Source organism: Leclercia sp. 119287 (genome assembly GCF_009734485.1).
In the GTDB taxonomy this organism is placed as follows: Bacteria; Pseudomonadota; Gammaproteobacteria; order Enterobacterales; family Enterobacteriaceae; genus Enterobacter; species Enterobacter adecarboxylatus_C.
This window is the reverse complement of sequence record NZ_CP046445.1, coordinates 403,105-427,417: the sequence shown is the minus strand read 5'-3', so window position 1 is coordinate 427,417 and position 24,313 is coordinate 403,105. Positions and strand designations below refer to the sequence as shown.

General features: G+C 51.4%; 21 protein-coding genes, 1 tRNA gene and 2 pseudogenes. 16 read left to right on the top strand and 8 right to left on the bottom strand.

Going from position 1 to position 24,313, the window contains the following annotated elements:
- Window positions 1-86: 86 nt before the first annotated feature.
- A complete protein-coding gene (groL, locus tag GNG27_RS02015; protein WP_142487925.1) occupies window positions 87-1,733 on the bottom strand; it encodes a chaperonin GroEL in 1,647 nt (548 codons plus the stop codon).
- Between the two features lie 44 nt (window positions 1,734-1,777).
- Window positions 1,778-2,071, bottom strand: a complete 294-nt coding sequence (locus GNG27_RS02010) for a co-chaperone GroES (RefSeq protein ID WP_032616151.1) — start codon at window positions 2,069-2,071, stop codon at window positions 1,778-1,780.
- Between the two features lie 177 nt (window positions 2,072-2,248).
- Here GNG27_RS02010 and yjeH point away from each other — a divergent pair, with 177 nt between their 5' ends.
- Window positions 2,249-3,487, top strand: a complete 1,239-nt coding sequence (gene yjeH / locus GNG27_RS02005) for an L-methionine/branched-chain amino acid transporter (protein WP_156262732.1) — start codon at window positions 2,249-2,251, stop codon at window positions 3,485-3,487.
- A 74-nt stretch (window positions 3,488-3,561) separates the two neighbouring features.
- On the opposite strand, the gene GNG27_RS02000 is transcribed toward yjeH, so the two are convergent.
- Window positions 3,562-4,032 carry an FxsA family protein gene (locus GNG27_RS02000; protein WP_103822973.1) on the bottom strand — a complete coding sequence of 157 codons (471 nt, stop codon included), beginning with the start codon at window positions 4,030-4,032 and terminating at the stop codon, window positions 3,562-3,564.
- A 336-nt stretch (window positions 4,033-4,368) separates the two neighbouring features.
- Here GNG27_RS02000 and aspA point away from each other — a divergent pair, with 336 nt between their 5' ends.
- The 5 genes from aspA to GNG27_RS01975 all read left to right on the top strand — a co-directional run bounded on the left by aspA (window position 4,369) and on the right by GNG27_RS01975 (window position 9,954).
- Window positions 4,369-5,805, top strand: a complete 1,437-nt coding sequence (aspA, locus tag GNG27_RS01995; RefSeq protein ID WP_106994018.1) for an aspartate ammonia-lyase — start codon at window positions 4,369-4,371, stop codon at window positions 5,803-5,805.
- A 114-nt stretch (window positions 5,806-5,919) separates the two neighbouring features.
- Window positions 5,920-7,221: an anaerobic C4-dicarboxylate transporter gene (locus GNG27_RS01990; protein WP_142487922.1), complete on the top strand. Its 1,302-nt coding sequence runs from the start codon at window positions 5,920-5,922 to the stop codon at window positions 7,219-7,221.
- Window positions 7,222-7,334: 113 nt separating this feature from the next.
- Window positions 7,335-7,658 carry a divalent cation tolerance protein CutA gene (gene cutA / locus GNG27_RS01985; RefSeq protein ID WP_106994016.1) on the top strand — a complete coding sequence of 108 codons (324 nt, stop codon included), beginning with the start codon at window positions 7,335-7,337 and terminating at the stop codon, window positions 7,656-7,658.
- The gene (locus GNG27_RS01980) at window positions 7,634-9,331 is read left to right on the top strand and encodes a protein-disulfide reductase DsbD (protein ID WP_156262731.1); all 1,698 of its coding nucleotides are present in this window, start codon (window positions 7,634-7,636) and stop codon (window positions 9,329-9,331) included. The genes cutA and GNG27_RS01980 overlap by 25 nt, the downstream gene beginning before the upstream one ends.
- Window positions 9,332-9,378: 47 nt before the next feature.
- Window positions 9,379-9,954, top strand: coding sequence for a transcriptional regulator (locus tag GNG27_RS01975; protein WP_156262730.1), 576 nt, complete (start codon window positions 9,379-9,381; stop codon window positions 9,952-9,954).
- Here the strand turns inward: GNG27_RS01975 and GNG27_RS01970 are convergent.
- Window positions 9,951-10,541: a LysE family translocator gene (locus tag GNG27_RS01970; protein ID WP_142487919.1), complete on the bottom strand. Its 591-nt coding sequence runs from the start codon at window positions 10,539-10,541 to the stop codon at window positions 9,951-9,953. The genes GNG27_RS01975 and GNG27_RS01970 overlap by 4 nt on opposite strands.
- A gap of 36 nt (window positions 10,542-10,577) precedes the next feature.
- Entirely contained in the window at window positions 10,578-11,420 is an 843-nt protein-coding gene (locus GNG27_RS01965; protein ID WP_156262729.1) for an AraC family transcriptional regulator, read from the bottom strand.
- Between the two features lie 171 nt (window positions 11,421-11,591).
- Here GNG27_RS01965 and GNG27_RS01960 point away from each other — a divergent pair.
- From GNG27_RS01960 to GNG27_RS01940, 5 genes are all read left to right on the top strand, one after another.
- A tRNA-Phe gene (locus GNG27_RS01960) sits at window positions 11,592-11,667 on the top strand.
- A gap of 195 nt (window positions 11,668-11,862) precedes the next feature.
- Window positions 11,863-13,125, top strand: a complete 1,263-nt coding sequence (locus GNG27_RS01955) for an integrase arm-type DNA-binding domain-containing protein (RefSeq protein WP_023336677.1) — start codon at window positions 11,863-11,865, stop codon at window positions 13,123-13,125.
- Between the two features lie 256 nt (window positions 13,126-13,381).
- Window positions 13,382-13,813, top strand: a complete 432-nt coding sequence (locus GNG27_RS01950; RefSeq protein WP_005123253.1) for a DUF6530 family protein — start codon at window positions 13,382-13,384, stop codon at window positions 13,811-13,813.
- A gap of 92 nt (window positions 13,814-13,905) precedes the next feature.
- Window positions 13,906-14,508, top strand: coding sequence for a hypothetical protein (locus GNG27_RS01945; protein WP_023336676.1), 603 nt, complete (start codon window positions 13,906-13,908; stop codon window positions 14,506-14,508).
- Window positions 14,498-15,412, top strand: a complete 915-nt coding sequence (locus GNG27_RS01940) for a Kiwa anti-phage protein KwaB-like domain-containing protein (protein WP_023336675.1) — start codon at window positions 14,498-14,500, stop codon at window positions 15,410-15,412. The genes GNG27_RS01945 and GNG27_RS01940 overlap by 11 nt, the downstream gene beginning before the upstream one ends.
- 61 nt (window positions 15,413-15,473) lie before the next feature.
- On the opposite strand, the gene GNG27_RS01935 is transcribed toward GNG27_RS01940, so the two are convergent.
- A complete protein-coding gene (locus GNG27_RS01935; RefSeq protein WP_023336674.1) occupies window positions 15,474-16,448 on the bottom strand; it encodes a hypothetical protein in 975 nt (324 codons plus the stop codon).
- A gap of 523 nt (window positions 16,449-16,971) precedes the next feature.
- On the opposite strand from GNG27_RS01935, the gene istA reads away from it, so the two are divergent.
- From istA to GNG27_RS01920, 3 genes and pseudogenes are all read left to right on the top strand, one after another.
- Complete coding sequence (istA, locus tag GNG27_RS01930) at window positions 16,972-18,516, top strand: IS21 family transposase (RefSeq protein WP_023336673.1); 1,545 nt, start codon at window positions 16,972-16,974, stop codon at window positions 18,514-18,516.
- Window positions 18,517-18,532: 16 nt separating this feature from the next.
- Window positions 18,533-19,270, top strand: a pseudogene (gene istB, locus GNG27_RS01925) (IS21-like element helper ATPase IstB).
- Window positions 19,271-19,688: 418 nt separating this feature from the next.
- The gene (locus GNG27_RS01920) at window positions 19,689-19,901 is read left to right on the top strand and encodes a DUF1471 domain-containing protein (protein ID WP_016154425.1); all 213 of its coding nucleotides are present in this window, start codon (window positions 19,689-19,691) and stop codon (window positions 19,899-19,901) included.
- Between the two features lie 670 nt (window positions 19,902-20,571).
- Here GNG27_RS01920 and GNG27_RS01915 read toward each other — a convergent pair.
- On the bottom strand, window positions 20,572-20,928 hold the full coding sequence (locus GNG27_RS01915) for a transposase DNA-binding-containing protein (RefSeq protein WP_016154428.1): 357 nt from the start codon (window positions 20,926-20,928) through the stop codon (window positions 20,572-20,574).
- 380 nt (window positions 20,929-21,308) lie between these two features.
- On the opposite strand from GNG27_RS01915, the gene GNG27_RS01910 reads away from it, so the two are divergent.
- Both GNG27_RS01910 and def read left to right on the top strand, forming a co-directional pair.
- Window positions 21,309-22,676: an OprD family outer membrane porin gene (locus GNG27_RS01910; protein WP_023336670.1), complete on the top strand. Its 1,368-nt coding sequence runs from the start codon at window positions 21,309-21,311 to the stop codon at window positions 22,674-22,676.
- Window positions 22,677-22,852: 176 nt separating this feature from the next.
- Window positions 22,853-23,305 carry a peptide deformylase gene (gene def / locus GNG27_RS01905; RefSeq protein ID WP_016154430.1) on the top strand — a complete coding sequence of 151 codons (453 nt, stop codon included), beginning with the start codon at window positions 22,853-22,855 and terminating at the stop codon, window positions 23,303-23,305.
- Here def and GNG27_RS01900 read toward each other — a convergent pair.
- Window positions 23,294-24,029: pseudogene (locus GNG27_RS01900) on the bottom strand (IS5 family transposase). The gene def and the pseudogene GNG27_RS01900 overlap by 12 nt on opposite strands.
- Window positions 24,030-24,313: the final 284 nt, after the last annotated feature.

The following is a 24,313-nucleotide window of genomic DNA, read 5'->3' as shown; positions in this document are numbered from 1 at the left end:
TATACTAAAAAGATGACCAAAAGAAAAACCCCCGATCATTTCTGACCGGGGGTTTGTTCATTTCTGCGAGGTGCAGAACAACATGATTACATCATGCCGCCCATACCACCCATGCCGCCCATACCACCAGCAGCACCTAAGTCAGGCGCGTCGCCTTTTGGCAGGTCGGTGACCATGCACTCGGTGGTGATCATCAGGCCAGCAACAGATGCCGCGTACTGCAGAGCAGAACGGGTTACTTTAGTTGGGTCCAGAATACCGAAGTCGATCATGTTGCCGTACTCTTCGGTAGCAGCGTTGTAACCGTAGTTACCTTCGCCCGCTTTCACCATGTTCGCCACAACAGACGGCTCTTCACCGGCGTTGGAAACGATCTGACGCAGCGGAGCTTCCATTGCGCGCAGCGCAACTTTGATACCCACGTTCTGGTCTTCGTTCTGAGCGGTCAGGCCAGCCAGTTTCGCTGCAACGCGAACCAGAGCAACACCACCACCGGCAACCACGCCTTCTTCTACCGCAGCACGGGTCGCGTGCAGGGCATCGTCAACGCGTGCTTTCTTCTCTTTCATCTCAACTTCGGTGGCTGCACCGACTTTGATTACTGCTACGCCGCCTGCCAGTTTCGCTACGCGCTCCTGCAGTTTTTCACGGTCGTAGTCAGAGGTCGCTTCTTCGATCTGCTTACGGATCTGAGTTACACGGCCCTGGATTGCATCTTCTTCACCCACGCCATCGATGATGGTGGTGGTGTCTTTGTTGATCACAACGCGTTTCGCCTGACCCAGATCTTCCAGGGTCGCTTTTTCCAGCTCCATACCGATCTCTTCAGAGATTACGGTACCGCCAGTCAGGGTTGCGATATCCTGCAGCATGGCTTTACGACGGTCGCCGAAGCCAGGTGCTTTAACCGCAGCCACTTTCACGATGCCACGCATGGTGTTAACCACCAGGGTCGCCAGCGCTTCGCCTTCAACGTCTTCAGCGATGATAACCAGCGGCTTGCCTGCTTTCGCAACGGCTTCCAGTACTGGCAGCATTTCGCGGATGTTGGAGATTTTTTTGTCAGCCAGCAGGATGAACGGGCTTTCCAGCTCAACAGCGCCAGTTTCCGGCTTGTTGATGAAGTATGGGGACAGGTATCCGCGGTCAAACTGCATACCTTCAACCACGTCCAGTTCGTCTTCCAGACCGGTACCGTCTTCAACGGTGATCACGCCTTCTTTACCGACTTTATCCATCGCTTCAGCGATCAGTTTACCTACGGTTTCGTCGGAGTTAGCGGAGATGGTACCAACCTGAGCAATAGCTTTAGAGTCAGAGCACGGTACGGACAGCGTTTTCAGCTCTTCTACAGCAGCAACGACAGCTTTGTCGATACCACGTTTCAGATCCATCGGGTTCATACCCGCAGCAACGGCTTTCAGGCCTTCAGTGATGATAGCCTGTGCCAGTACGGTTGCAGTGGTGGTGCCGTCGCCCGCAGCGTCGTTCGCTTTAGAGGCAACTTCTTTCACCATCTGGGCACCCATGTTTTCGAACTTGTCTTCCAGCTCGATTTCACGCGCTACGGAAACACCATCTTTGGTGATGGTCGGCGCGCCGAAGGATTTGTCCAGAACCACGTTACGGCCTTTCGGGCCCAGGGTCACTTTAACTGCGTCTGCCAGTACGTTTACGCCGCGCAGCATTTTCACACGAGCGTCGTTACCGAATTTTACGTCTTTAGCTGCCATTTTAATCTTTCCCTTAAATTCGTATGTTCAGTGTCGTTCGCGGATTACGCTTCAACAATTGCCAGAATGTCGCTTTCGGACATGATCAACACTTCTTCATTGTCGATCTTCTCGGACTTCACACCGTAGCCATCGTTGAAAATTACGATGTCACCAACTTTAACGTCCAGAGGCTGCACATTTCCGTTTTCCAGAATGCGACCCTTACCGACAGCGATGATTTCGCCACGAGTTGATTTTGCTGCTGCAGAACCGGTCAGAACGATGCCGCCAGCAGATTTGGTTTCAACTTCTTTACGTTTGACGATCACACGATCATGTAACGGACGAATACTCATTGATAGCTCTCCTTTGAGAAAGTCATTATCAGTTATGGGTGACGCCGGGCCGTAAGCGGTTTTCCGGCTAGTGCCCTGAGAGATGGGGATGGGGTTTTACCCCTTCAAGGGGTAGTCGAAAAAAAATTTGTGAAAGTGTTACCATCGCCTCTCTTTTGATGGTGGCAGGACAACGGAATGAGTGGACTCAAACAGGAGCTTGGACTCGCGCAGGGTGTTGGCTTACTTTCAACCTCTTTATTAGGTACGGGGGTGTTTGCCGTGCCGGCGCTGGCTGCGTTGGTGGCAGGGGATAACAGTCTCTGGGCATGGCCGGTGTTAATCGTGCTGGTGTTCCCGGTGGCGATTGTGTTTGCCATTCTCGGGCGACACTTCCCGAGTGCCGGTGGGGTGGCGCATTTTGTCGGGATGGCGTTTGGCCCGCGACTGGAGCGCGTCACCGGCTGGTTATTCCTTTCCGTCATTCCCGTGGGGCTGCCTGCCGCCCTGCATATTGCGACGGGTTTTGGCCAGGCGCTGTTTGGCTGGCATGATGCGCAGCTGTTGCTGGCCGAGCTGGGTACGCTGGCGATTGTCTGGTGGGTCGGATCTCGTGGGGCCAGTTCCAGCGCCAACCTGCAAACCCTGGTGGCGGTGCTGATTGTGGCGCTGATTGCCGCCATCTGGTGGGCGGGCGATATTCAGGTAACGGAGATACCCTTCCCTGTCATAACCGATGTTGACCATTCTCAGCTTTTTGCCGCGCTTTCCGTTATGTTCTGGTGTTTTGTCGGCCTTGAAGCTTTCGCCCATCTGGCGTCAGAGTTTAAACAGCCGGAACGCGATTTCCCGCGGGCGTTAATGATCGGCCTACTGCTGGCGGGCACGGTCTACTGGGCCTGTACGGTGCTGGTGCTCCACTTCACTGCCTATGGTGCCGATATGGCAGCGGCGGCCTCGCTGCCTGCCATTGTGGTGCAACTCTTTGGTGTAAAGGCACTGTGGATCGCCTGCGTTATTGGCTATCTCGCCTGCTTCGCCAGTCTGAATATCTACATTCAGAGCTTTGCCCGACTGGTCTGGTCCCAGGCACTGTATAAGCCGGAAAGCCGTCTCGCGCGTCTGTCCAAACGTCAGCTACCGCTCAATGCGCTGAATACGGTGCTGGGCTGCTGTGTAGTGAGTACGCTGGCGATCTACTGGCTGGACATCAACCTCGACGCGCTTATCGTCTATGCCAACGGCATATTCATCATGATCTATCTGCTGTGCATGCTGGCGGGCTGCCGCCTGCTGAAAGGTCGTTATAAAGCGCTGGCCGTGATCGGTGGGGTGCTCTGCTTACTGCTGCTGGCGATGGTGGGATGGAAGAGTCTGTACGCCATTGTGATGCTGGCGGGACTTTGGCTGTTCTTGCCGAAGCGGAGTGCGGTGTAAGCGCCGGATGGCGCTTCGCTTATCCGGCCTACAATCGTAGGCCCGGCAAGCGCAGCGCCGCCGGGCAATTTCTCTCAGCGATCGTCTTTATGATCCAGACGATCGCGCTGGTCATCCTTGCGCTGATACTCCCCGTCAAACGTCTCCCCACCGCCTGTTCCGGCGCTGAATCCGCCGCCCGGCATCCGGTTAAAACGCAAATGCGGCATCAGTTTCAGCGTCAGGAGCTTCTGCACTGGCGGGACGAGCAGCAACAGGCCGAGGAAATCAGTGAAAAAGCCGGGAATAATCAGCAGGATACCGCCGATGATCAGCGACACACTTTTGACCATCTCTGCCGCCGGGCTTTCGCCTGCGGCCATCTTCTGCTGCATTAACAGGAAATTTTTGAAACCCTGGTTGCGCACCAGCGACATGCCAATAACCGACGTGAAAATCACCAGTATCAGCGTCAGCAGGACGCCAAACACGTGGGCGACCTGAATAAAAATAGAAATCTCTATGTAAACATAGAGAAAGATTGCAGCTAACGGTATCCAGCGCACGGGCTTCTCCTGTGTGGCAGACGCCGTTGTGGCCCCTGTCGGTATCAATTTGCGATTCGCGTCTGTCAGAAATGGAGGCGTTTAGTCAAAATTCAATCGGTTTGCACGGATATTTTTTCTGGAAATATTAAAGCGGTGATTCATTTCACAGATTGATAATTATCATGCCACCGGGTCGATAATAAGTGATCCAGGTTACGGCATTTCGCTATCATCAGCATATCATTCCGGGTATCTGGTCGATTCAGGGGATAATCGTCGGTCAGAAAATAGACATAACCACAGATGTACTGTGCGTTTAGTACAATCAATCGGCAGCTTTAAAAGAAGGTTCACATGTTAAACAACATTCGTATCGAAGAAGATTTGTTGGGTACCAGGGAAGTTCCAGCGGATGCCTACTATGGTGTTCACACTCTGAGAGCGATTGAAAACTTCTACATCAGCAATAGCAAAATCAGCGACATCCCTGAGTTTGTGCGTGGCATGGTGATGGTGAAGAAAGCCGCAGCCATGGCAAACAAAGAGCTGCAAACCATTCCGAAAAGCATCGCCAATACCATTATCGCCGCCTGCGATGAAGTGCTGAACAACGGCAAGTGCATGGATCAATTCCCGGTCGACGTCTACCAGGGCGGCGCGGGTACATCGGTGAACATGAATACCAACGAGGTACTGGCCAACATCGGCCTCGAGCTGATGGGCCACCAGAAGGGTGAGTACCAGTACCTGAACCCGAACGATCACGTCAATAAATGCCAGTCCACCAACGACGCCTACCCGACCGGTTTCCGTATCGCCGTCTACGCCTCGGTAGTGAAGCTGGTGGATGCCATTAACCAGCTTGGCGAAGGCTTCCAGAACAAAGCCGTCGAATTCCAGGATATCCTGAAAATGGGCCGCACCCAGCTGCAGGATGCGGTGCCGATGACCCTCGGCCAGGAATTCCACGCGTTTAACGTGCTGCTGAATGAAGAGACCCGCAACCTGATGCGCACCTCTGAACTGCTGCTGGAGGTGAACCTCGGCGCAACGGCGATTGGTACGCGTCTGAATACCCCGGATGGCTATCAACAGCTGGCGGTGCAGAAGCTGGCCGAAGTGTCCAACCTGGCGGTTGTCCCGGCAGAAGATCTGATTGAAGCCACCTCCGACTGCGGCGCTTACGTAATGGTGCACAGCGCGCTGAAACGTCTGGCGGTGAAGCTGTCCAAAATCTGTAACGACCTGCGCCTGCTCTCTTCAGGCCCGCGTGCGGGTCTCAACGAGATCAACCTGCCGGAACTGCAGGCGGGCTCGTCCATCATGCCAGCCAAAGTGAACCCGGTGGTGCCAGAAGTGGTAAACCAGGTGTGCTTCAAAGTCATCGGTAACGACATTACTGTCACCATGGCATCGGAAGCAGGTCAGCTACAGCTGAACGTGATGGAGCCGGTGATTGGCCAGGCGATGTTCGAGTCCATTCATATTCTGACCAACGCCTGCTACAACCTGCTGGAAAAATGCATCAACGGCATCACCGCCAATAAAGCGGTCTGTGAAAGTTACGTCTATAACTCCATCGGTATCGTTACTTACCTCAACCCGTTCATCGGTCACCACAACGGCGACATCGTCGGTAAAATCTGTGCCGAAACCGGTAAGAGCGTGAGAGAGGTCGTACTTGAGCGTGGCTTGCTGACAGAAGCCGAGCTGGATGATATCTTCTCGGCACAGAACTTAATGCACCCGGCCTATAAAGCAAAAAGATACACGGATGAAAGTGAACAATAACAGTTCAGGTTAAACTTCATGAAGGCACGTCACTTGACGTGCCTTTTTTGTTTTTAGGCTTTACCAAACCACAACAATTCAATATCAACTTGTTAATAAGCAAGGTAGGCACTCATGTTTGGAGCAGAACTCGTCATCGTCCTGTTGGCGATATACTTAGGCGCAAGACTCGGGGGGATCGGCATTGGTTTCGCCGGGGGTCTTGGCGTACTTGTACTCACTCTCTTTTTTCAAATTAAACCCGGCGCTATTCCGTTTGACGTTATTGAAATCATCATGGCGGTTATCGCCGCTATCGCTGCCATGCAGGTCGCGGGCGGTATGGACTACCTGGTGAGCCTGGCGGAGCGTATGCTGCGCCGCCACCCGAAATACATTACCTTCCTTGCCCCGTTGGTCACCTGGTTTATGACCATTCTCGCGGGTACCGGCCATACCGCGTTCTCCACCCTGCCGGTGATTACCGAAGTGGCGAAAGAGCAGGGCATCCGTCCATCCCGTCCACTCTCCATCGCCGTTGTCGCGTCGCAGATTGCCATCACCGCGTCACCTATCTCTGCGGCGGTAGTGTTCTTTGCCGGGATCCTCGAGCCACTGGGCGTAAGCTACCTGACGCTGCTGGCGATCTGTATTCCGGTGACGCTGATTGCGGTGATGATCACCGCCGTCTTCTGTAACTTCCTTGGCGCCGAACTGAAAGACGATCCGGTCTATCAGGAACGTCTGGCGAAAGGTGAAGTGAAGCTGCGCGGCAGCCAGGCCTTTGTCCTGAAGCCACACGCGAAACGCTCCGTGCTGCTGTTCCTGATCGGGATTATCGCGGTGATGTTCTACGCCACCGCCATCAGCGATACCGTTGGACTGATTCAGAACCCGGTCCTGCCGCGTAACGAAGCGATCGTGGTATTTATGCTGACCATCGCCACGCTGATTAGCATCACCTGTAAAATCGACACCAGCGAAGTGCTTAACGCCAGCACCTTCAAATCCGGTATGAGCGCCTGCGTGTGCGTACTGGGTGTGGCCTGGCTGGGTGACACCTTCGTCAAAGCCCATATCACGGATATCCAGACCGTAGCGGGCGACCTGCTGCATAACTACCCATGGCTGCTGGCGGTGGTGCTGTTCTTTGCCGCGACCCTGCTCTACTCCCAGGCGGCGACCACCAAGGCGCTGATGCCCGCGGCCCTGATGCTGGGCGTCTCTCCGCTAACGGCGATTGCCTCTTTTGCTGCCGTTTCCGCACTGTTTGTGCTGCCCACCTACCCGACCCTACTGGCCGCGGTCGAGATGGATGATACCGGCTCCACCCGTATCGGTAAGTACGTGTTTAACCACGCCTTCCTGATCCCGGGCGTGATTGCTATCACCCTGTGTGTCGTCCTCGGCTTCATCATCGGCGGGATTGTGCTGTAAACCTCTTTTGGTTGTAAAAAGAGTTAAAGTCGGGCCGCTTAGCGGCCCGATTCATTAATGAGCAGTGGCCGGTCGTGATATAGTGATTTTTTTCGCGATACCGAGGTCGACTTGTGAATACGCCCGACACTGTTGTTGTTCTGTGTACCGCTCCCGATGAAGCTACCGCCCAGGATCTTGCCGCCAAAGTGCTGGCAGATAAGCTCGCTGCCTGCGTGACCATCCTCCCCGGCGCCACTTCCCTCTACTATTGGGAAGGCAAACTGGAACAGGAGTACGAAGTGCAGATGCTGCTTAAATCCAGCGTGGCCCATCAGCAAGCACTCCTCGACTGCCTCAAATCGCATCATCCTTACCAGACTCCGGAACTGCTGGTGCTGCCAGTGCTTCACGGCGATAACGACTATCTCTCATGGCTCAACGCTTCCTTACGCTAATTCTGCTGCTGTGCAGCACGTCAGTCCTTGCCGGGTTGTTTGATGCACCCGGCCGCTCGAATTTCACGCCTGCCGATCAGGCTTTTGTCTTCGATTTTCAGCAAAATCAACATGAACTGAATCTCAACTGGCAGGTGGAAGAGGGGTACTACCTCTACCGCAAGCAGATCGGTATTACGCCCGCTCAGGCACAGGTTAGTACCCTCCAGCTGCCCGCCGGGGTGGCGCACGAAGATGAATTTTACGGCAAAAGCGAAATCTACCGCGGTCAGCTGTCGGTGCCTGTCACCGTCGTGCAGGCGGATAAAGGCGCTACGCTGACAGTGACTTATCAAGGCTGTGCCGACGCCGGTCTGTGCTACCCACCCGAAACCAAAGTTATTCCGCTCAGCGAAGTGAAAGCGGCCGCCGTCCCTGCGGTTTCCCCTCTCCCCTTAGAGGAGAAGACCAGCACAGGAGGCGAACTGCCCTTCTCCGCCCTCTGGGCCTTATTGATCGGCATCGGTATCGCCTTCACGCCGTGCGTGTTGCCCATGTACCCGCTGATCTCCGGCATCGTCCTCGGTGGCAAACAGCGGCTCTCCACCGGCCGCGCGCTGCTGCTGGCGTTTATCTATGTTCAGGGGATGGCGCTCACCTATACTGCGCTCGGTCTGGTCGTCGCGGCGGCCGGCCTGCAGTTCCAGGCGGCGCTCCAGCACCCAGGGGTGCTGATCGGGCTCTCGGTAGTCTTTATCCTGCTGGCGCTGTCGATGTTTGGCCTGTTCAGTCTGCAGCTTCCCTCCTCCCTGCAAACCCGCTTAACGCTGATGAGTAATCGCCAGCAGGGCGGCTCGGTAGGCGGCGTCTTTGCCATGGGGGCCATTGCCGGGCTGATCTGCTCGCCCTGCACCACCGCCCCGCTCAGCGCCATCCTGCTGTATATCGCCCAGAGCGGAAATATGTGGCTCGGCGGCGGCACGCTGTATCTCTACGCCCTCGGGATGGGGCTACCGCTGATCCTGGTGACGGTATTTGGCAACCGTCTGCTGCCGAAGAGCGGCCCGTGGATGGAGACGGTAAAAACCGCGTTTGGTTTTGTCATTCTGGCGCTGCCGGTGTTCCTGCTGGAGCGCGTGATCGGTGATGTCTGGGGCCTGCGGCTGTGGGCCATGTTGGGTGTGGCGTTCTTTAGCTGGGCCTTTATCAGCAGCTTAAACGCCAGTAAGCCGTGGATCCGCGTCGTGCAAATCCTGCTGCTGGCCGCCGCGCTGGTCAGCGTGCGTCCATTGCAGGACTGGGCCTTTGGCTCGCCCGCCGCGCAAAGCCAGGCACACCTCAATTTCACGCCGATCGAAAATATCGACGGGTTAGCTCGCGCGCTGGCGCAGGCGGAGGGAAAGCCGGTGATGCTCGACCTCTACGCCGACTGGTGCGTCGCCTGCAAAGAGTTCGAAAAATACACCTTCAGCGACCCACAGGTGCAAAATGCCCTGAAAGACACCGTCCTGCTGCAGGCCAACGTTACGGCGAACAGCGAACAGGATAAGGCCCTGCTGAAGGAGCTTAATGTGCTCGGCCTGCCCACCATCTTGTTTTTCAACGCACAAGGTGAAGAGCAGCCCGCACAGCGGGTAACGGGTTTTATGGATGCTACAACGTTCAGTGCGCATTTGCGCGATCGCCAACCGTAAACGACACTTTAAGCGGGAAAGTACGAAAGTAAACGGAGGAGAAAACCGTGCAACGTGAAGATGTTCTGGGCGCAACCCTGCAATTGCTTGAAATTCAAGGGATAGCCAGCACCACGCTGGAAATGGTTGCCGAACGTGTTAATTATCCTCTGGATGAACTACGCCGTTTCTGGCCCGATAAAGAGGCGCTGCTGTACGATTCCCTGCGTTATCTCAGCCAGCAGGTGGATACCTGGCGCAGGCAGTTGATGCTCAACACCGAGCTCTCGGCAGAGCAAAAGTTACTGGCGCGCTACTCTGCGCTTACCGAATGCGTGCGTAACCACCGCTACCCGGGGTGCCTGTTTATTGCCGCCTGCACCTTTTTCCCGGATCCGGGGCACCCGATCCACCAGCTTGCCGACCAGCAAAAGCGCGCCTCGCATGATTTTACGCATGAACTGCTGACCACCCTGGAAGTGGACGATCCGGCGATGGTGGCAAAGCAGATGGATCTGATTATGGAAGGCTGCCTCAGCCGGATGCTGGTTAACCGCAGCCAGGCCGATGTCGATACGGCGCAGCGGCTGGCGGAAGATATTCTTCATTTCGCGCAGTGTCGCAAAGGCGGGGCGCTGACTTAAGCCAGCATTCCCGCCCAGGCAGAAATGAAGAGACACAGCGCCATCAGGCGCTGAAAACGCACCATCGCCGCAGCGGTCCGAAACAGCCTGTTTACCGCCTGTCCCAGCCATGCCCAGCACATCAGGCAGGCTACGGAGATCAGCAGGAACCAGAGCGCCATCAGCGCGACATCCCGTAACACATGCTCTCCCGCAGGGGCAAACAGGCTGACGACCGCCAGCGCCATCATCCAGGTTTTGGGATTGATCACCTGCAGTAACGCTGCCGCCCGTGCGGTAAAGCGGGTATGCCCTGGGCGGGAGACGTTTGCCGCGGGGGCACAAAACAGCTGCCAGCTCATCCAGCTTAACCACAGCACCCCAGCCCAGCTCATCACCTGACGCACCAGCGGATACTGACGCAGCAGCTCCCCCGCCCCGGCTCCCGAAATCAGTACAATGGCGCTGGCCGCCGCGCAAGCGCTCACCAGCGCGGGCAGAGTTGCCTTCATCCCGTAGTGCTGGCTGTTGGTCAGAACAAGAATATTGGTTGGCCCCGGCGTTATCGAGGCGACAAAAGCAAATAACAGAAACGGCATCAGGTTCACAGGGGACTCCTTTTTATCAGAGCCCTGACATTGCCGCTATTTTCTGGAAACGTCTGGAAGGTTTGTGCATAACCGACGGTAGTGGGCCGGCGTAATACGGTAAGCCCGCTGGAACCAGCGACCTAAATGGCTTTGATCGGCAAACCCCAGCGCCGCCGCCACGTCGACGGGCTGATCCCCGCGCGCCAGAAACTGCCGTGCTTTGGCCAGCCGCAGCTGTATGAGCCAGGCATGCGGCGCCAGATGAAACTCGCGCTTGAAGCAGCGGGTGAGCGTGAAGCGATCGGTGCCGGTCTCCCGGGCCAGATCGGAGAGGCCGATATTGTCGCCCAGATGAGCATAAAGATAGTCCCGGGCCCGGTGCGCTACCGCCGCGCTCTGCACCTGCGACGGTAATTTTTTGCGCCAGTGGCAATGAGACGTGAGCTGCGCCAGCAGATTATCCATCGTGCTTTGCTGCACGATCTTCATTTCGTCATTGTGCAGGGTCGCAAAGGTGTCACCAATGGTTCGCACCAGCTGCGGCTCGCGGGTCAGGGTTTGGGTGAAATGCAGGGAATAGCTGCCGGGCGTGGAATCATACAGGCCATGCAGGGTGTTGGTGAGCCAGCGCTCATCAAGGTAGAACGTCAGATAGGTGAAGCCGCCCGCGACGGGGGCGTCGCCATCGTGGATCTCGCCTGGCTCAAGCAGGAACGCATCCCCCGGATGGCTACGGTGACGCTCACGGCGGCAATGGAACTGCTGGGTGCCGCTGAGGGTGATCCCCACCAGATAGCTGTCGTGCCAGTGCGGATCGTAGGCGTGCCCTTCAAAGTGCGCCTTGATAGTTTCAATCCCCGTATCCGCATGCTGTCGCAGTTCAAGCCAGTCCTTCACTGTCGTCCCCCTTTTTCGCTGTCAGCATTGCCCGGGCTTATCTTTCTGTCTGGAAGATTTGTGCAGAATCGACGCGCAAACCGACAGATTGCCGCAATCTTAAGCAGTTGAACAGCTTTTCCCGAAATAAGGTTGACGACCGTACCTGATTGCGGTTTAATGCGCCCCGTTGCCCGGATAGCTCAGTCGGTAGAGCAGGGGATTGAAAATCCCCGTGTCCTTGGTTCGATTCCGAGTCCGGGCACCAAATTCATATCAACGGACCTCCACGGAGGTCCGTTTTTGCATTCTAAGCCCTCAAAAATCAACACTTCTACAATCCCTTAACTCCACCCAACTCAATCAACTTCAACCCGCATCAAGTCCCTTGTGAGGGTACAACTGAGGGTATAGTCTGATTCGATAAAATTTATACCCCTTTTACTATCAGGAGATACCGCCAATGGCGCTCACTGACGCTAAAATCCGTGCAGCTAAACCGGATGAAAAACCTTATAAACTTGCCGACAGCGGCAACATGTTTTTGCTTGTTCACCCTAACGGTTCCCGCTACTGGCGGCTCCGCTACCGGTTTCTGGGCAAAGAGAAAACGCTCGCTCTGGGTGTTTACCCTGAAGTCTCGTTATCAGAAGCAAGGGAAAAACGCGATGCGGCAAGGAAGCAGATAGCTGAGGGAACTGACCCGTGCGAACAGAAACGTATCAAAAAGTCTGTACCCGAAACAGCTCAGACATTTGAAGGCATCGCAAGACAGTGGCATAAGAGCAATAAAAAATGGTCTGCCTCACATAGTGAGAAGATACTGAAAAGCCTCGAAACTCATGTGTTTCCCTTCATCGGCTCACGCGATATTACCTCACTCAGGACGCCAGATTTGCTTATCCCCGTTAAAGCAGCCGAAGCCAGAGAGATATACGAGATAGCCGCCCGCCTTCAGCAACGTATCACTGCAATCATGCGCTATGCTGCCCAGTCCGGCATCATCAGCTATAACCCCGCTGTCGATATGACTGGTGCATTAACAACAGTGAAACGACAGCACCGCCCCGCCCTGGCCCTCAACCGCATTTCAGAACTCCTTGAACGCCTGGATACATACCGGGGTCAGCCTCTGACACGGCTGGCAACAAAACTCACCCTGCTTATCTTCATCCGTTCCAGTGAACTCCGTTTCGCCAGATGGTCTGAGATCGACTTCGAAAAAGCCATGTGGACGATCCCTCCGGAGCGGAAACCTATTGACGGGGTCAAGTACTCGCATCGTGGCTCCAAAATGCGGACAGAACATCTGGTACCACTCTCTACTCAGGCGCTGGATATTCTGAAGCAGATCCACACTATCAGTGGAGAGCATGAACTGATTTTCACCGGCGACCATAATCCATGGAAACCCATGAGTGAAAATACGGTAAATAACGCACTGCGGCTTATGGGTTACGATACGAAGGTCGAGGTCTGTGGCCACGGCTTCCGGACAATGGCCTGCAGTTCATTGATTGAATCAGGATTATGGTCGAGAGATGCGGTTGAACGTCAGATGAGCCATCAGGAGCGTAATGGCGTACGGGCGGCTTACATTCACAAGGCGGAGTTTCTGGATGAACGAAGACTGATGCTGCAATGGTGGGGGGATTTTATCGACGCAAACATTCACGAGGTTGTTTCTCCTTTTGACTACGCCAGAGTCAATAATCCACTGAGATAATCAGGATTTCACTTATAAGCCCCGTAATCAGCCATCCAGCCTTTACGGTTGGCTGGCTTCACCTTCTGGATTTTTTTTTGTAAAGACTGACGGCAAACCGTACGAAACAGAATCAGATAAATACCCGGCTTTCCATTAACCATTTAACCAATTAAATTAAAACAACAAACATATAATGTTACATTTACAGAATTTTATAATTTAGTAAAATTTGTAAATTGTGCAGTATCTGATATCAATCCAGAGGCTACTGACCATGAAGATCCCCGTTTATCTGAAACATAAACCTGTCATTACTGTCGAAAATTATGATCGTATTGATGGTCCATACGCTGACGACAGTGATGCCAAAGGCCTGTCAGTCGGCATCGCGCAGTGGAATTCCCCCGGCTGGACAGAGTTGTCAGCTAAAGTCTGGCGCAATACCGGAGAAAAATGGTCAAGGCAGTCAGAAGAACTTCCTCTGCACAGGGTGATAGACCTTGCAACCCTAGTCTGTATCGTGATGGATTACAGCAGGAATGGGCGTCTGTCTTCTGATGATGATTTTCCGGTCAGTCGGGCGGGAGATAACCCGGACCTGGAACATCACACGGAACTAATGAAAAAAGAGCTGAAGCAGAATCACAGATATCTGGATGAGAGTCTTAAACGACTTGCTGTCGAATTAAAAAGGGCCGGCTACTGACCGTTGTGGAAGCATCCGGCTGGTTAAACACCTTCCCGGTTGTCATCAAATATTGGTAAGATGTGAGTTTCCCCCACAGGTTAGGAGGTAAAATGACCCCAAGGCTGCCGTTTGCGTTTGCTGTATTTCTGGGCTCATATTTGCCACTTAGTATGATCCTGCTCATTCAGGATTTTGATGACAGTAAATATAAAAGGCATCTTTGCTTTGATTTATTGACATCTGACTCCTGTAACCTGCCGTTTAAGGAACCATTACTGTCCGTCAGTTTATTTCTCATCTGCCTGGTATGTTTTCTTCTTTCATGGCTTATATTAAAACTGGCTAAAAGCGATGAGCAAAAAATCAGGATTCTGGAAGTAAAGTATACGCCGTCAGACCTGATGAACTATGTTCTCCCTTACATTGTTTCGTTCATGAGCATTAATTACCAGGAGACCAACAAATTTTTGGGGTTTATTGTATTTCTTCTCTGGCTCTTCTGGCTGTCTTATAAGACCGGACAAATAATACTTAACCCTATACTTATCGTATTCAACTGGAAAATGTATGAAGTAACTTATCGACATCCAGGTAGCAAAAAGACACACTCAGGTGTGGTATTATCAAACCTGAGTATTTCCCCTGATTCTGATTACGAATATCAGACAATACAGTCTGTCATTATTATTAGTGGAGATAAGGATGAAACTTAAAGAATTACAGGATTTTGATATCCAGAGTGCAACACTTTCTGTCTGGGTGTTCAGGAAACAGACAGTAAAAAGTAACTCGGTATACAGGGGGAAATGGATCACTGTTGTTCCTGAACTCAAAACTGAACTGACGGAATTTATTTGTGCTGAAAGAGGAAAATACACGGAGACTATTGAGTATTCACTGCTGGCCCAGAACAATGAAGCCAGCCTGATGCTGATTGGTTCCGGAGAAACCTCTGCGGTTGCAATTACAGCACTATCTGCGGACCAGACACAGGCCAGAAAAGTAAAAGAAATCAAAGAACTGGCGAACTGTGATTTTTACTCTGTGAAACTGGTGTCCGGAGATACTGTACTACATTGTGTCAAAAAAACAGATCCATCATGGGCAACGAAAAAACAATCCGGATTACGATCTGTTGTTTTCAAAAACAATAAATTAAAAATAGATGACACCCCTCGTTTTAACATAGCAAAAGATTTTGATTTTTATATTCTTGGTGACAATGTTTTCATCAAAAACAAAAAAACGTTTGAATCCCTTCTGAGTTATAAAAAAGCTCACCTTACTAACTTTAACGATCTCGTTGATGAACCAGAATTCAGTCAGCTCTTTACCGATGCCGAGCCACTAAAAAGATATGTCGGAACAAACGCAATGCAGCTAAGAAGAGCATCGGCCATAAAAGAAAAAGGATTCTATAAGTTACCGGAGTTTATGGCAAGCCTCAGGGAACATGCCTCGCGGTTCCGGCTGAATCTTCAGTTTGATGAACAGGGCAGGATTATTGCCAGTGATGCCTGCTGTGCCGATATATTTCAGGCCCTGCTTGACCATCGCCTGCAGTCACACTTTGCCGCACATATCTACGATGTTCCGAATGCGTCACCAATTCAGTAAAAAAGTCAGGGATGAATTTTCCATCATCCCTGATTCAATACCTGCTAAATCAACCCCCACCTCATTTTTCTGCGGATATATCAGTTATAATACCTGTCTCAGCCTCACGGAATCCTTCCTGTATAATTCTTTTATATCTGGCCAGTGCCCTATCCCTGCGTTCTTCTTTACTCAATGTGGGAACGCCATAATGAATAACATCGCCATCAAACCGGAAATCTTCCAGGTCTTTCCAGGCAAATTGAGTCCAGAAAGTAACGACAGAACCATGGACAACCCCCACCTCTCCCAGGGTCTTTTTAAGAGGGACTTTTTTGCCATCAAAGACCAAAGAATGATTAAGCGATACCTGAATGTTTTCGTCTGAAAATGTCGCTGGTTTCGGAAGGCGGAAAAAATTCCGCAGAATGTTGATTACATCTCCCGCAGTAAAGCTCCCCGCCACAGGGATCCGAAACACGGAATCCTGTCGACTGGAATACAAAAAAATATCAAAAGGTGAATCTTCCAGTTGTTGCCGGAGCTCTTCGGTATAGCGTACTGAAAAGGTATTACTAATGGCTGAAACAAATCTGTTTTGAGGAACATCGAGAAGCTTTCTGAAATTACGTTCAACGTCAAGGGGATGCTTTTCACACAGAGACAACCATACCGATTCGCTCATGACATCAATGTCAGGCAGGACCTCTTTCAGCCTCTTTTCCGCCCCCCCGGTAACAGGGACGTTGACGCACAAAACATACTTTTCCCAGCCCAGCACATGCCGGGCCGCTTTGGCTGATATGACTGACTCAATAGCTTTTGTAACATTGAAATCACCAGCCTTACCGGATTCCACACACTTGCACTGATAAGCTATTCGGGCGGAGGGATACCAGAGATCAATCCCCTGCTCAGGAGGATTTCGGACATAAATTTCACTGGTACCATGCTGAAGATTCAGCAACTTACAACAAAAATGCTCCCAGACATCCGGAAAATTATGCTTTTCAGGAACACAGAGGAATGGTGGATACAGGCGATAATGTGTGCTCATTAGTCAGAAGACCCTGGGTAAAAAGAATATCGACCCATGGTCTATCATGAACAGCACTGAACTGACAACTCTCCCCCCTGAAAAACACCGTTATTCGGCGATCCAGCGAAATGTTATCAGCCGTACTTCGGTAATGTTATTAGGCGGTCTCTGTGAGTGGTAATACGCAATAGGTGTTTTCATAAGAAATGCCACTGCCATTTTTTTAATTTTCACATCTCAGACTTAAAAAATCCCCCTACAAGAAAATAGAATTATATTTAAAGTGATAATTAAACAAGCAGGTATCATCATAACCAATGAGGCCTGCCTATTTTTACTCCGATCACCTGCGTATTTTCATGAACGGAGATCACCCAATAACATCCATCGAGATCGGGTAATAACATTTGAGCAGATCGCTGAATAACATCGATGGAGATCACTTTTGACTCACTTTGTTATTCGGTGATCTCCATCAATGTTATTGGAACTTCACAGGTGTGTTGATCTGTATCTTTTGCCATTCCGGTGAAGGATACCTATGCCGACAGCTCCAATCTCTATGAGAAAACTCAAAGAAATACTTAGACTTAAATATGGTGCCGGACTCAGCCATCGTCAGATTGGCCGGAGTCTGGCGATCTCACCTTCTGTCGTATCCCGCTACGCCAATCGGGCGGCTCAGCTTGGTATTAAACAGTGGCCGTTGCCCGCAGAATGGGATGATGCAGCGCTAATGCATACGTTCCTTCAAACGCAGGTGAAGATGAAGAAACACTCCCTGCCAGACTGGGCTACGGTATACAAAGAGCTGCGTAATAAATGCGTGACGCTTCAACTGCTCTGGGAAGAGTACGGAGAACGCAATCCTGGCGGCTCTTACAGTTATAACCATTATTGCCGGATGTATCGCGAATGGCTGAAAACCACCTCGCCATCAATGCGCCAGGTCCATAAAGCTGGCGAAAAACTCTTCGTTGATTACTGTGGGCCAACCGTTGACATTACCAACCCTGATACCGGGGAAATAAGAACCGCGCAGATCATCGTGGCCGTTCTCGGGGCGTCAAGTTACACATGGGCAGAGGCCACCTGGTCCCAGCAGCTTGAGGACTGGGTTATGAGCCATGTTCGTTGCTTCCGGTGGCTTGACGGTGTTCCTGAGCTTGTTGTTCCGGACAATCTGAAAAGCGCCACGTCACGGGCCTGTAAATATGATCCTGACGTTAATCCAACCTACCAGCAGATGCTTGAGCACTACAATGTTGCCGTGATACCAGCGCGGCCGCGTAAACCAAAAGATAAAGCCAAAGCAGAAGTGGGCGTTCAGATCGTCGAACGCAGGATCCTGGCCCGGCTCCGTCACCAGGTCTTCTTCTCGCTTGCTGAGCTGAACCACTGTATCCGTACGCTGGTAACCGGGCTCAACGAACGTCCCTTCAAAAAACTGCCGGGCAATCGCCGTGAGGCCTTCGAAAGGCTGGACAAAACTGTGCTCAGGCCATTACCGGTGCAGCAGTGGCGCTACCGGCACATCAAAAAAGCGAAGGTGAATATCGATTATCACGTGGAATATGAACAGCATCACTACTCAGTCCCCCATCAGCACGTCGGTAAAACTGTGGAGCTTCATGCCTTCGACAACCAGCTTGAAGTCTGGTCTGACGGGCAGATGATCGCCAGTCACCCGCGGCGTCTTCATCCGGGCAACAGTACGGCAGCAGAACATATGCCGGAGCGCCATCGTCATCATCAGCAGTGGACGCCAGAGCGGCTGAAAAGCTGGGCGGCCGGTGTGGGCTCCGACACCTTCACGTGGGTCAGCGAGCGTCTGGCTGAAAAAGCGCATCCGGAACAGGCCTATCGCCTGTGTCTGGGGCTGCTGAGCCTGACGCGTGAATATCCTTCTGAGCGCGTCAATAACAGCTGTCGGCTGGCCAATGCAGAGGGATTAACCCGGCTGAAGCAGATAAAGTCGATCCTGAAGAATAACCGCGACCTGGTTCCGGCGGACAAAGATCTGCACCCGTCCCAGGAGCTTCCTCAGGAACATGAAAACATCCGTGGCCCACGCCACTTCCACTGAAACAAGGGATCCGATAATGCCACATACGCTGATGAAACAGCTGACAGAAATGAAACTGACGGGAATGGCGGCCGCGCTGTCCTCACAGATGTAGCAACCCGGCACTTACGAAGAGCTCTCCTTCAGGGAAAGACTGGCGTTGCTGGTCACGCGCGAATCACTCGAAAGGGATCAGCGTAAACAGAAACGTCTGCTACAAAAAGCCCGCCTGAGGCTTGAAGCCTCGGTCCAGGACATCGACTACCAGCCAGCGAGAAACCTAGAACGTTCTCGGATCGCTCAGCTAAGCCAGAACGAATGGGTGGTCAGGGGGCAGAACCTGCTGATAACCGGCCCCTGCGGTTGCGGCAAAACCTATGTGGGCTGCGCCCTTGGCAACAACGCCTGCCAGCAGGGTTACAGCGTACAGTACTGGAGACTGAACCGGTTGCTGGTTGAACTGACGCACAGCCGCGCAGACGGTAGTTACCGAAAGCAGCTGGCTCAGCTGTCAAAAACGCAGCTGCTTATCCTGGATGACTGGGGCCTTGAGCCGTTGCTGCCAGCGCAGCGTAACGATCTGCTGGAACTGATGGATGGCAGATACGGAAAGAACGCCACGGTGATGATAAGCCAGCTGCCAACGGATGAGTGGTATGGCTGCGTTGGCGATAACACGCTGGCAGACGCGATCCTTGATCGTCTGATGCATAACTCCCACCGGCTGGAAATGAAGGGTGAGTCGATGAGAAAACGACTGGCACAGGTTGACTGAAAGTGAACGGTCGGTGTAATAAAAAGAAGTTAGGGCGCGTTAGGGAATAACGCGTTCACGTTCCTCCGGAATAACCGTTCAACTTCGCCAGAATACGCACGCGTACTTAATCAGTAGCCATAACATCATAAACCCTCACTAATCCTGTAAGTTAACTTGCCCTGCACCGACCTATCTCCCCAGCGCAATCCCGGTTTCGCGGTGTCTGTTACGGCCGTATTTTCTCATTTCTCGTCAGCCACGGTGAGGCTCTTTCAAGAGCTGGGTTGTATGAAAACGACAAAAACACAGCCGACAATAATTTACAAAATAACTTGTTGACCCTGTATTTACCACAGGGTTTTTAATACACATCAACAGGTGAGACGGCGATGACGCCGGTATCACCAGATGACCAGATAACCCAAGGAATATGACCATGAAAAACATCAAACTGCTTGCTGCTGCCGGTATGCTCTCCGTAGTTTCTTTCTCCGGCTTCGCCCAGTCCGTCAGCGTTACTGCTGACACCCTGAACAACGCGGAAGCGAAAATTGCCGCTATCGCCCAGGAATCCGGTGCTTCGTCCTACCGCATCACCAGTGCTGACCAGAAAAACGTTGCCCGCGTGACTGCAGTACTTGATAAGTAATCCGGGACGGTATTACCCTGAACCTGAGCAGTAAACGCGTGAGATGGTCGCAGAGGGAACTGCCGGACTGACTGCCACTATAGTGGGGGTCACCTCCGGTTCCGCCGGCGACCTCACATGCGGACACACCCTCCAGGACAACCCTATCCCTGTTGTCCGTTTTCCTTGATGACTGTTTTAGTCAGGTTACCCCCAGGTAGCCTTTTTTTTGTCCTTATCCCACCAGAAAAAACAGCGTAAGGGTGTTGACCCTGTATGAACCACAGGGTTTTTAATACACATTAACAGGTGAAACGGCGATATCTGATGAAGAGGAATATACAGATGAAAAAATTTAGCGTGACTGCAGTACTGATTCTGAATGGCATGCTCTCATCCGGAGCTATGGCAACCTCGTTCCTGCCGGAAACTTGCTCGGATATGGACATCTCTGTCCGGACAGACTATGTCAACCATGAAGACGTGAGCCACGTCTTTGACTGTCAGCCAGTGATCTGATGTAAAAAAACGGTCGGATTAATTTTCCTTTTAAGTGCGTTAGTGCCTTTGAATTTTTTTCGGGTCCAGAACTTCACCGCGGTCAGACCCAGCGGGAGCCCTGATGTCGTCACTGCCAGGCTCGAATGCATCAGGATCCCACAATTGACACCTGCATCATTCCCCGTCTTGATTAGGTGTGATTGCCTGCAAATCCTACTGCATCAGGGTTATCCCGGTGGTAGCCAAATGTTGTGGTGTCCTGAAGCAGTAGAATCTTCTCACCTTGCAGCGCATATATCCTTTGACTGGTAGCCTCGGAATGTCCCTGCAGCAGGTGCTGCTCATCAATCCTGTCACTGGAAAGGAACCGGTAAGCGGCTTTTGTTGCTGCATTATCCTGGCAGGCAAAAGGGAGGCTGTTGCCCATCCCCCGCCAGAGTTTTTGCATGAGACTTTTAAAACGACTGGCACGGCGGCGATCGCTAAAGACAGAAGAATTAATTTCCTCATCGAGCCATGAAAGCGAAGTCTGTTCCTGATTAATCATTCAACCATCCCTGAAAGTAATTTAGCTGATTATCATAATGATTACCTTAATATAATTGTGGGTAGTTGCAAGTCTCGCTGGACGCTTACAATTAACCCAATTCGCTTGATACATCAGATTGATTCCCTCCCTGAAAACAGTGCCGGTCTAAACGGAAGTCTCCTGTCTTACAACCAGCAGAAACACGGTGCATAGGGCCAATCCATGGTATAAGCAGTCAGTCTGAAAAAAAGTCTTGACCCTGTAGCCACTTCATGGTTTTTGATATGAAATGGATTCGTACTTAGTGCAGCGGTAAACAAATACCTCATTATTTTCTGCCATTTTCCCTTCGTGTTACCGCGTATATTGATATCAGGCAAGCTAAAGGAATTACCTGAATGAGAATAGTTACACTCGTAATATCTGCTGTAGCTTTGATGCCGGGAGTTACAGTCCCTAATGCGATAGCCGGTTTTATTGAAGACAGTAAGGCCAATCTCACACTCCGCAATTTCTATATTAATACAGATAATCGCAGTGGGGACGGGTTCAGTAAACAGGAAGAATGGGGACAGGGGTTCATCCTCAATTACGATTCAGGTTATACTGAAGGGCCAGTGGGATTCGGACTGAGCACTCTGGGGCTACTGGGCATCAGACTTGACGGAGGAGGTAAAGCAGGCTCACCGGCGTCAGGTCGGCAACCCGGTACAGTATTTCCGCTAGACAATGATGGCAGAGCGGTTCATCAGTTCGGTAGCCTGGGGGTTACCGGCAGGGCAAAAATATCTGATACGGAACTCCGTTATGGAACGCTTCAGCCCAAAAATCCCGTCGTTATATACAACGATGCCCGCCTTTTGCCCATGACATATCAGGGAGGACAAATATCATCAACAGATATCGACGATCTGAGTCTGACCGGCGGCGTTCTCACACATACAAAAGGACGTAACTCCACAGATATGCGCGGAATGTCCATTGCCGGAGCCAATGGAAGTGGTCCCACTTCACGGAGCAGTAATCGTTTTTATTTCGCCGGTGGTGACTATACTCTTATGAAAGACATGACTCTCTCATACTATTACGGTGAGCTGGATAATTTTTACAGGCAAAACTATATCGGACTGGCACATAACCTGAAAATCGTTTCCGGGAACCTGAAATCAGATATTCGTATATTCATCAGCGATGCAGACGGAAAGAACGGAAGTGCTGCAGGACGGAGTGCCGGATATGTAAGTACTGGTTATTACGGAAATAATCGCACAAAGGGAGAAGTGGACAACAATGTTTATAGCGGTCAGTTGACATGGTCTTCTGGAAGTCACAGTGTGAGCAGTGGTTATCAGTGGCTGACGGGGAAAAGTGACTTTCCATATCTGAATCGTGGTGATGGAGAAGGAACAAGCACCTGGTTAATTACTGATGCACAATTGCTAAAATTCAGCAGGGCGGGGGAGCGAACCTGGCTGGCACGGTACGCCTATAATTTTGCTGATGCAGGGCTCAAAGGGCTGAATCTAAGTATCCTCTATCTGAACGCCGATAATATTGATACCGGGGATGGGCGAAAGGGGGAATGGGAACGGGATATTGCCCTGAGTTATACTATCCCCGAGGGAATACTTAACGGACTTGGCATCTCCGTAAAAAATGCCACAATGCGCAGCGCTCTGCCTGACACAAGTAGAAAAGGCTCTGCTGGACAGCGTGACCAGGATGAAACCCGGGTTACAGTCAGTTATACCCTTCCTCTTCTCTGATATAGTGTTTCCGGTCTTTTGTGCTGTTGAGCAGGACAGACCGGAATGACGTTCGCAGGCAGCAGAAAATTTATATCTGGCTGTCAGTCCAGTAGTTATTTCTGTCCCGGTTCTCCACTCAGGTCCGACTTAAAACATATCGTTTTTACTGCCATTTAAATAAAGAGTAGCCTTGCATGTCATTATTATCAGTTTTAAAGTATCCGGATCCCAAATTGAAGATCATTGCAATGCCCGTCGAACATATTTCACCGATAACCCGGCAATTTATTAAGGATATGATTACCACTATGTACGGTACATCCAGTGTAGGTTTAACAGCAACCCAGGTTGGTGTTCACCAAAGGATTGCTGTAATTGATGTCCCTGAATCGCTGGTGCAACCAATAGTATTAATTAATCCGGTAATTGCTGAGAGTAAGGAAGAAAAAAATATCACGGAGGAAAAATGTCTTTCTATACCAGGAACCAGTCGTTTTGTATACCGTGCAGAGAAAATAAATGTCACCGCTCTTGATGCTTTTGGGAATACAATAAATTTTAGTGCAAGTGGTACTCTCTCGATCTGTATACAGCATATGATAGACCATATGAACGGAATTCTATTAACTAAGAGCCTATCTCAATAGGACTTTATTCCAGACGATAAGACCACAGGCAAAATGCAACATAGCCTCGTAATTTTCGGCCTTCTTTTTCCATCGGGTCAGAACCCGGCGAAAGCGATTCATCCAGCTATGAGTCCTCTCAACGCCCCAGAGAGGGGCTTTGAAGTCCCTGTTTTTAGTGGCGTCAGACTCCTCTTTACGGGACTGAATATGTGGCTCGTAACGGCGACTCTGCAGATACGTTTTCAGCCATCCAGCTTCGTAACCTTTGTCCAGACAGAGCCTGAGTTTCCACCCGGATGCCCCGTCTGAAGGGCATCGAGCGTATCCGCAACCAGTTTGATGTCGTGCGTGTTCGCTGCTGCGACGACCAGCGACAGAGGAAGCCCCCTGGCGTCCGTCAGCAGGCTGCGCTTTACGCCTTGTTTCCCTCTGTCCTTAGGATTGCGACCTGTTTTTTTGTTCCTGACAGCGGCGATTTGGTCATACAACCGTCCATCGACAACCAGGACCAGTCAATGCTGTCCAGATGCTCGCAGGCAAGCAAACCGTTCTGCCAGAAGCGCTCAAAGATGCCTGAATCGTGCCACTCCTTAAAGCGCCGGTGTGCAGGACTCGATGAACATATCCCGGTGGCGTTCAGACAACCAGTCCTGAGGAAGAAGAATATGGCATCCATGGCAGCGCGGTTATCAACGCGTTTCCGGTATGTATCGAGTGGATGGCTGGTTTTGTGCTCAGGGATACCCGGTCATTTTTTTAGGCTCGATGCAGAAAAACAATGAAGTTTCAATTTTATCATTGCAAGCCTTTCATTCACTAAAACTCTTCGGCCAATCCGAAACTGGTGACTGTAGTAATTTCTTACAGGCTAAAACTTGCAGTAACTTGAAGGTAAGGGGGAGGATGATAAAAATTCATGAAGATCGCACTGAAATAATTCATTAAATCGGTTATTGAGTTGGATTGGCGCAAAATAATTAAAAATGTCTTTAAAACATAGCGTTATCCATTGAATAACATCAGACC

Coding starts and splice junctions, on each gene's coding strand:
- groL (WP_142487925.1), bottom strand. CDS start 1,733: ATGGCAGCTAAAGACGTAAAATTCGGTAACGACGCTCGTGTGAAAATG.
- GNG27_RS02010 (WP_032616151.1), bottom strand. CDS start 2,071: ATGAGTATTCGTCCGTTACATGATCGTGTGATCGTCAAACGTAAAGAA.
- yjeH (WP_156262732.1), top strand. CDS start 2,249: ATGAGTGGACTCAAACAGGAGCTTGGACTCGCGCAGGGTGTTGGCTTA.
- aspA (WP_106994018.1), top strand. CDS start 4,369: ATGTTAAACAACATTCGTATCGAAGAAGATTTGTTGGGTACCAGGGAA.
- GNG27_RS01990 (WP_142487922.1), top strand. CDS start 5,920: ATGTTTGGAGCAGAACTCGTCATCGTCCTGTTGGCGATATACTTAGGC.
- GNG27_RS01980 (WP_156262731.1), top strand. CDS start 7,634: ATGGCTCAACGCTTCCTTACGCTAATTCTGCTGCTGTGCAGCACGTCA.
- GNG27_RS01955 (WP_023336677.1), top strand. CDS start 11,863: ATGGCGCTCACTGACGCTAAAATCCGTGCAGCTAAACCGGATGAAAAA.
- GNG27_RS01950 (WP_005123253.1), top strand. CDS start 13,382: ATGAAGATCCCCGTTTATCTGAAACATAAACCTGTCATTACTGTCGAA.
- GNG27_RS01945 (WP_023336676.1), top strand. CDS start 13,906: ATGACCCCAAGGCTGCCGTTTGCGTTTGCTGTATTTCTGGGCTCATAT.
- GNG27_RS01940 (WP_023336675.1), top strand. CDS start 14,498: ATGAAACTTAAAGAATTACAGGATTTTGATATCCAGAGTGCAACACTT.
- GNG27_RS01935 (WP_023336674.1), bottom strand. CDS start 16,448: ATGAGCACACATTATCGCCTGTATCCACCATTCCTCTGTGTTCCTGAA.
- istA (WP_023336673.1), top strand. CDS start 16,972: ATGCCGACAGCTCCAATCTCTATGAGAAAACTCAAAGAAATACTTAGA.
- GNG27_RS01920 (WP_016154425.1), top strand. CDS start 19,689: ATGAAAAACATCAAACTGCTTGCTGCTGCCGGTATGCTCTCCGTAGTT.
- GNG27_RS01915 (WP_016154428.1), bottom strand. CDS start 20,928: ATGATTAATCAGGAACAGACTTCGCTTTCATGGCTCGATGAGGAAATT.
- GNG27_RS01910 (WP_023336670.1), top strand. CDS start 21,309: ATGAGAATAGTTACACTCGTAATATCTGCTGTAGCTTTGATGCCGGGA.
- def (WP_016154430.1), top strand. CDS start 22,853: ATGTCATTATTATCAGTTTTAAAGTATCCGGATCCCAAATTGAAGATC.